Annotated in this window: 9 protein-coding genes; 1 reads left to right on the forward strand and 8 read right to left on the reverse strand. The window is 35.1% G+C overall.

Annotated elements, in window-relative coordinates; genetic code table 11:
• Positions 1–64 precede the first annotated feature (64 nt).
• From AMD00_RS05675 to AMD00_RS05700, 6 genes are all read right to left on the reverse strand, one after another.
• Positions 65–607 (reverse strand): DUF402 domain-containing protein, encoded by a 543-nt coding sequence (locus AMD00_RS05675; protein ID WP_053416083.1) that lies wholly within the window; start codon positions 605–607, stop codon positions 65–67.
• A gap of 104 nt (positions 608–711) precedes the next feature.
• Positions 712–1,176: an NUDIX hydrolase gene (locus AMD00_RS05680; RefSeq protein WP_053416084.1), complete on the reverse strand. Its 465-nt coding sequence runs from the start codon at positions 1,174–1,176 to the stop codon at positions 712–714.
• Between the two features lie 44 nt (positions 1,177–1,220).
• On the reverse strand, positions 1,221–1,751 hold the full coding sequence (locus AMD00_RS05685) for a hypothetical protein (protein ID WP_053416085.1): 531 nt from the start codon (positions 1,749–1,751) through the stop codon (positions 1,221–1,223).
• Positions 1,752–1,790: 39 nt separating this feature from the next.
• On the reverse strand, positions 1,791–2,453 hold the full coding sequence (locus AMD00_RS05690; protein ID WP_053416086.1) for an HAD family hydrolase: 663 nt from the start codon (positions 2,451–2,453) through the stop codon (positions 1,791–1,793).
• A gap of 48 nt (positions 2,454–2,501) precedes the next feature.
• Entirely contained in the window at positions 2,502–2,717 is a 216-nt protein-coding gene (locus AMD00_RS05695; RefSeq protein ID WP_053416087.1) for a hypothetical protein, read from the reverse strand.
• Positions 2,718–2,741: 24 nt separating this feature from the next.
• Positions 2,742–3,539: a GNAT family N-acetyltransferase gene (locus tag AMD00_RS05700; protein ID WP_053416088.1), complete on the reverse strand. Its 798-nt coding sequence runs from the start codon at positions 3,537–3,539 to the stop codon at positions 2,742–2,744.
• Between the two features lie 123 nt (positions 3,540–3,662).
• On the opposite strand from AMD00_RS05700, the gene AMD00_RS05705 reads away from it, so the two are divergent.
• Positions 3,663–4,685: a DUF2332 domain-containing protein gene (locus tag AMD00_RS05705; RefSeq protein WP_053416089.1), complete on the forward strand. Its 1,023-nt coding sequence runs from the start codon at positions 3,663–3,665 to the stop codon at positions 4,683–4,685.
• Positions 4,686–4,832: 147 nt separating this feature from the next.
• On the opposite strand, the gene AMD00_RS05710 is transcribed toward AMD00_RS05705, so the two are convergent.
• Positions 4,833–5,297: an SMI1/KNR4 family protein gene (locus tag AMD00_RS05710; RefSeq protein WP_053416090.1), complete on the reverse strand. Its 465-nt coding sequence runs from the start codon at positions 5,295–5,297 to the stop codon at positions 4,833–4,835.
• Positions 5,298–5,613: 316 nt separating this feature from the next.
• A partial coding sequence (locus tag AMD00_RS05715; protein ID WP_083446130.1) for an exosporium glycoprotein BclB-related protein occupies positions 5,614–6,570 on the reverse strand: 957 nt, incomplete at its 5' end.

Below are 6,570 nucleotides of genomic sequence, written 5' to 3' on the forward strand. Positions count from 1 at the left end.
TAGGCTATTGAAATCAACTCATTGTCTTAATGTTCAAAAGGTGAATATATAATACAGCTTTCTACTATAGATTTCCTTGCAATAAACACTCTCTATGTACATTACTTAATTTTAAATATTTGAACGTACCATTCTGTAACTCTTCATAGATTGTATTAAAAGTTGAGAATGCTAAATTATATTGTTCTTTGGTAATCCAACCTTCATCTAACGCCTCTTCAATTTCTTCTAAATCTTTTTTTATTATTTCCCCGGTAGGTAAGACAATTAAATCTAAAAACAGGTCTTCCATATAGGGCACACCATTCTCGATACCATTATGAGTTGTAATATCTATATACCATTGAATAATTTCATTCGATTCGTTGAACATTGTAGTAATTGCAAAATGTTCATTCTCAGGAAGCTGTTGAAGCCAAGAATAACCATTGTCGACAATACATATTTTCTTGTTACAATGGTATGTCCATAATGGTTCTTTTACTTTCTTTAAGGTTAATAAAGCAATATTTCCTGAAAAACTTGTATCAGAAATATATAATTGTTTGAATTCACGCTCTAAGATTCTTGTCCAATCTTCTCTAGTTACAAATCGTTTTTTTAACAATGGTAGCTCACTCTTTTCTCCCCTATTATTAAATAATCGAACTCTGTAATATAGGCTAGATCCTTTTCATTTGCATATCGAATAAAAGCCACTACAGCCACCCCTTATACTTCATTTACTCCTAAGATCGATTCCTTGAAAGGCATAATATATCCTCTATACTCTTCAGTTAAAGAATCTGGTATTTGGTTGATATTAAAATATTTTAAACCCCCAGTTTCTTCTTGGTCTTTTTTCATTTTACCTGTGATATTTCTCGTTATATAAACTGCGGTTACTGAATATACTTCATCACTATTTACTACTTTACTTTCATAACTTTCACCAGAAAACACACCTAACAATTGTAAATCATCAATAATAAAACCTGTCTCCTTTAACACTTCTCTTTTCGCTGTTTCTTCTAAACTCTCACCCTGCTCCATTAAACCACCGGGCAATTCCCAGACACCGTCCGATCTGTGTTGCAATAATAGCTCATTATTTTCATTCACTATAAGTACAACAGACCCTGGTAAGATTAATGGATGATTTCCAACTAGTTTTGTTATTTCGCTTACATAGCTCACACAATCCACTTCCTCTCATTTAATATAGCTTCGATAATTAAAGTTTATTTTTTCTTTGTTGGGAAGAACACGTAAGAGATGCTAATCAGCCCGTCTATTACTAATACAACTGACCATAATTTCCAAACTTGATAAAGTGCTATTGTCTGCTCATCTTTCCCTAGTATTAGCAGCATACCCCATATAATTAAAGCCCCTATGACATAGGCAATAATATGTTTTACAAATCCTAATGCCTCACGCTTTCCTTTTTCTTTCCCATATAATTTTTTGGGTCTTTCACCTGTTTTTAATATAAACCTTTTAAATTGTTGATCTGCCCAGTCGATCATTTGCTTTCCATAGGCAATGGATACACCTATATAAATGGCTGATAGACCGTGAAAAGTATTCGCGGTTGCTCCATTTTTTAAATCTAATGCCGTCAGTACTATCAGTACAAGATCGATTAAGGGTGTTGCAGCAAATACCCAAATGCTTATACGCCTTAATTTCAAAATGTAGCGTAAAACTAAACCAGCTATAATTAACAGCCAAAAAGCAATTTCTGCTCCAATAATAAAATAAATGATCATTTACGAACCTACTTCCTTGCAATAAATAAATGCATTAAATCAATTCTTTTCTAATTGCTTAAGCAAATCGAAAACTTCTTCTAGTTTATCAATAATATGCTCGGATTTATACGACTCTATCAATTGATCTCTCTTCCAAATGCCTATCATTCCCACATCACGTGCTGCTTCCACATCGTTTGTTGGGTTATCACCAATAAAAACCGCATCATTCGGAGGCATCTGTAATTTAGCTAATGCATATTCAAAAATGTTCTTATCTGGCTTTTTCATTCCCACTTCTTCAGACACTACAATGACATCAAATAGATTTTCAATTCCGAGACCGCTAATATTCGCTCGTTGAAATCCTACTTTCCCATTCGTGATCATACCTAGCAAATACCCTTGTCTTTTTAATTCAACTAATACTTCTTTATATTTTGGAAAGCCAATTACAAAATACCGGAACCGTTCCGTATAATCGTTTAATAATTCTTTAACAGATGTATCTAGCTTATATTCTTCAATTAGCCGAGTATATACTTCATCTTTCCAAACATATCCCCTAGCATCTAGCTCTACAATTCTCTGGATCAATTGCCCCTTTTCAATATGCCCCCATACTGAGTGGAACCTTTCATATTGGTCGTCCAAAAACGCAAGCAACGATGCATCTCGATTTAGAATCGTCTCATCTAGATCAAAAAGTATAGCTTTCATTTAACCCTCCTGGAAGATGTAGTTAAGAATTCTCTTATATATCTCTATCTATTTACCACGTTTAAATAAATCGATAGCATGTGAAAATGCGTAAGCAGATACTAAAAAGCTACAGATGATTCCCGACCAAAAGACCGGACTACTTAACTCAGGTATTAGTTTTTCTCCAAGCGGTCCCGTCCGTGGCTGATAGATATACCAAAATTGCCAAACGATTGTCAGGAATACTAATATTGAAAAAACCATTAAAAAATATTTTTTCATTCCATTCACCTACCAGTAACAATACTAGTTGTACTTATTGTAAATCGCCTTTGTATACACTAAATCCATCGTACTTTTCACCATATTAGCATGACTGATACTCTCGAATTTTGCTTCACTTGTCATATATATAGCCCCTTGCTTTAAGGCGTACTGTGCTCTTGCTTTAATGAGTGCTTTTTGAATTCCTTGTCCACGATATTCTGGCAGTGTTGTTGCTGCAGCTAATGTAGCTATATCATCCCGTATATATAGCGCTGCAATTCCAACCATTTTGTCATCTTTGACTGCTTTAAAGAATTGCCAGCCTTCAATCTCGTACAAAATCTCATTATTTTGTTTCACGCCATCCGCGATGAATTCAGGTAATCCATAACCTTTAACATAGACATCTGCAAAATCATTAAAGTCCTCTTTCTTTAACAACTGAATTTCGCAATTTATATGGCATAAACTATTTGCTACTTCCTGAACATTACCAATGAAAGATGCATGAAAACCTGTTTGAATAAATTCATGTTTATGTAATTCCTGAAACAACTCTTTACTCGCATTTTGCGGTGCGACTTCAATTTGAAAATCCATGTTTTGTTGTTTATACCAATCTACAATTTCAGATAAGTAAATATAATCTTCCTCATTTATATTTCTTACAGTATTAAAGGCTGTTCCAGATATACGTCGTACTTGAAAAGCAAGAGTTGAGCCAAATTGTTTCATTTGAGAGCCCAATTCATTATTATTTTTGGACTTAAACGCATTTAATCGAGAAATTAAAGTATTATTTTCACTTAACATGACAATGTCTGACACTTGTCTCATTACCTTCACCCTTTTCATATATATAAAATTCTTTCACAAGATTTAATTTACTAAAATGTGAATATTATGTATATTTATTATAACAGAATATACCATTAACTATTAAGATTGGACGGTGAAAATATGATAGTTTCAGAAAAAATCAGTCGTAATTTTACTATATTTGCTGAAAAGGAATGTGTTGGATCTAGCCGTTTATATGAATGTTTATCTTATGAAGTTGCTAAAGATGACGCTATATTAGAGTTGTCTAGCCATATCCCACAAGATCAACCGAAACCAAATTTACTTTTTGCTAGTGTACAATATTTACTAAATAATTCAAGTTCAGCAGAGTTACGCTCTTATTATCCAAACTTTGTATCAAATGCAAAAAATCCAGAAGAGGCTTTTCCACATTTCAAAACTTTCTGCCTAGAACATTGGGAGGCATTAATATCTTTATTTCAAACAAAACTAGTACAAACCAATGAAGTTAGACGATGCGCCTACCTTTATCCTATTTTCACTGGAATTTATGCTAAGCACAAAAAGCCTTTAACATTGATTGAAATCGGTACTAGTGCAGGACTTCAACTTGGATTAGATCAATATGCTTATCAATATAATGAAGGTAGCATTTACGGAAAAAACGATTCTAACGTACTTATAGAATCTACCAATAAAGGGATAGCATTACCAGAGTCCATTAAAACACCTCCGGTTATTAGACAAAGAATTGGTATCGATTTACACACAAATAACGTGAAAAATGAAGACGATGTGGAATGGTTAAACTCATTAATTTGGCCGGAACATACAGATCGTCGCAAATTATTTAACGCTGCGACAGATGTTATTCAAAAATTAGATATCGAACTTATAGCCGGTAATGCCGTGGAATTAATAGAAGACATTGTAAAGCAAGTAGATGAAGATTCTATCATTTGCGTGTTCCACACCCATGTTGCAAATCAAATACCTTTAGTGCAAAAAGAGCAACTGGTGAAAAATCTGAAGACTATTAGTCAAGAAAGAGAAATATATCATATCTACAACAATCTATTTGATGCAGATTTGCACCGCGATTATTTTTATAAAGAACTCTGTGAAGAACATATATTTGAGCGTCCTGATGGTCATGCACGCTGGTTTACATGGAGCTGAATACAAGACAAAGAGGAACTGTATAATCAGACAGTTCCTCTTTGACCGTAAATTTCCTTTTTTATTTTTAATTAATCCCTAATAATGCATTATGGAACGCTTATTGCTCTTTATAGAGAATAATAAATAATCAATTATTTCTTTTTTTTACAAATCATCACATACTATTTCATATAAAAACTCGCCAAAGTTATCTGCAATCGCATCGTACTCTAGGCCCATTCCTATAGCTGGCATATAAGAAACAATCTCTGGTTCCCCCGCCTTTATTTGATTGAAATCCAAACAGAATAGTTCGCCATTTCCCGGATTATAAATAACTAAGAGATTGCTAGGCAAGCCAATTTCTTTTCTCAATGTTAATGTATAATTAATACCATTTAACATTGAAGGACTCTTGAAATCATCACTAGAAATACCCAAAATTTTTACACCTGCAAAGATTCCTGCACCAAATGTTTCTAAGAAGTTTCTATACGATCCTATTATTTCTAATTCTAAAATTTGCTCAATTTGCTCAAGTAAATTGCTCGGCTGAGGTCCTACAAAACTAGCTATTTCTTCTTCGGTTAATATTAACTCTTTAGCAGCTTCATACGATGATAATCTCATTTTCTATCATCCCCCACCAGTTCATAGTCTCTCATTAATTTTTTCTTTAATATATTCTATGCAGCATTTAGTATATTCACTACTTGATTTATAATAATTTTTTTCATAAGAGACTTTACTTCCTTGTATTCTCCAATCCACTTTCAATAACATGGAAATAAATACTCCTACTAGAAACTTTTTTCGTGCTGATTATTTCCATCTTTTAAGAAAAGAATTGCTTCACTCGATTACCTATTTTTTCGTGAAGAAAATAGGTAACATTTCAGTCGTTACCAAACTAACTGAAATGTTACCTATTATTGTGCTACTATAATTAAATAATTGTAATACCTGCACTTGCTGTACCTGTAATAGCAGTTATTACACTTAACCCTGTAGTAGCCACAGAGAATACCATAATTAAACGATCTCCTACATTTACTGGTTCATTTAAATTTGCAAGAGCTCCATTTAATGTAGTAAATGCAGCTATGGCACCAGCTAATGGTGTAAAGCTTATAAGAGTCGATGCTAAAGGTGCAAATACGTTAGATGATGCATTTTGTGATTTCCATACTTGTGCCGTAATAGTAGCTGTACCTAAAACAGCTATACTAAGAGCAACCGTAATATTAAAGAATGCAGCAACATTTGTAATTGCTCCAGCCTGTGGAACGACAAATGCTTCATTACTAATATTTTGAAGATTTACTGTAGCATTACCAATCCCTACACTAGTGGTACTATTGCCAAATGCAATAATAGCCCCTGTATTAGGTATCCCCGTTAATAGTGAATTTATTGTTACTGTTCCTCCTGATGCAAATGGAATTACGCCTCCTGGACCAGTCGGACCAGTTGCTCCCCTTGCTCCGGTTGCTCCTGTTGGACCAGTTGCTCCGGTTGGCCCGGTGACTCCTGTTGCTCCTGTCGCTCCGGTTGGTCCTGTTGGACCTGTATTTCCTGTCGCTCCAATTGACCCCGTTGCTCCAGTCGGTCCTGTTGCTCCAGTTATTCCAGTCGGACCCGTAACTCCTGTTGGTCCTGTTGGTCCTGTATTTCCTGTCGCTCCAGTTGACCCCGTTGCTCCAGTCGGTCCTGTGATTCCCGTTGCCCCAGTTGGTCCTGTTGCTCCAGTTATTCCGGTCGGCCCGGTGACTCCTGTTGCACCTGTCGCTCCGGTTGGTCCTGTTGGACCTGTATTTCCTGTCGCTCCAGTTGATCCCGTTGCTCCAGTCGGTCCTGTGATTCCCGTTGCCCCAGTTGATCCCGTTGCTCCAGTCGGTCCTGT

This window comes from Viridibacillus arvi, from assembly GCF_001274945.1.
Classification (GTDB): domain Bacteria; phylum Bacillota; class Bacilli; order Bacillales_A; family Planococcaceae; genus Viridibacillus; species Viridibacillus arvi.

Bases quoted from the DNA above. Each gene is read 5' to 3' on its own strand.
- AMD00_RS05690 (WP_053416086.1), bottom strand. From the start codon at position 2,453: ATGAAAGCTATACTTTTTGATCTAGATGAGACGATTCTAAATCGAGAT.
- AMD00_RS05685 (WP_053416085.1), bottom strand. From the start codon at position 1,751: ATGATCATTTATTTTATTATTGGAGCAGAAATTGCTTTTTGGCTGTTA.
- AMD00_RS05700 (WP_053416088.1), bottom strand. From the start codon at position 3,539: ATGAGACAAGTGTCAGACATTGTCATGTTAAGTGAAAATAATACTTTA.
- AMD00_RS05705 (WP_053416089.1), top strand. From the start codon at position 3,663: ATGATAGTTTCAGAAAAAATCAGTCGTAATTTTACTATATTTGCTGAA.
- AMD00_RS05695 (WP_053416087.1), bottom strand. From the start codon at position 2,717: ATGAAAAAATATTTTTTAATGGTTTTTTCAATATTAGTATTCCTGACA.
- AMD00_RS05710 (WP_053416090.1), bottom strand. From the start codon at position 5,297: ATGAGATTATCATCGTATGAAGCTGCTAAAGAGTTAATATTAACCGAA.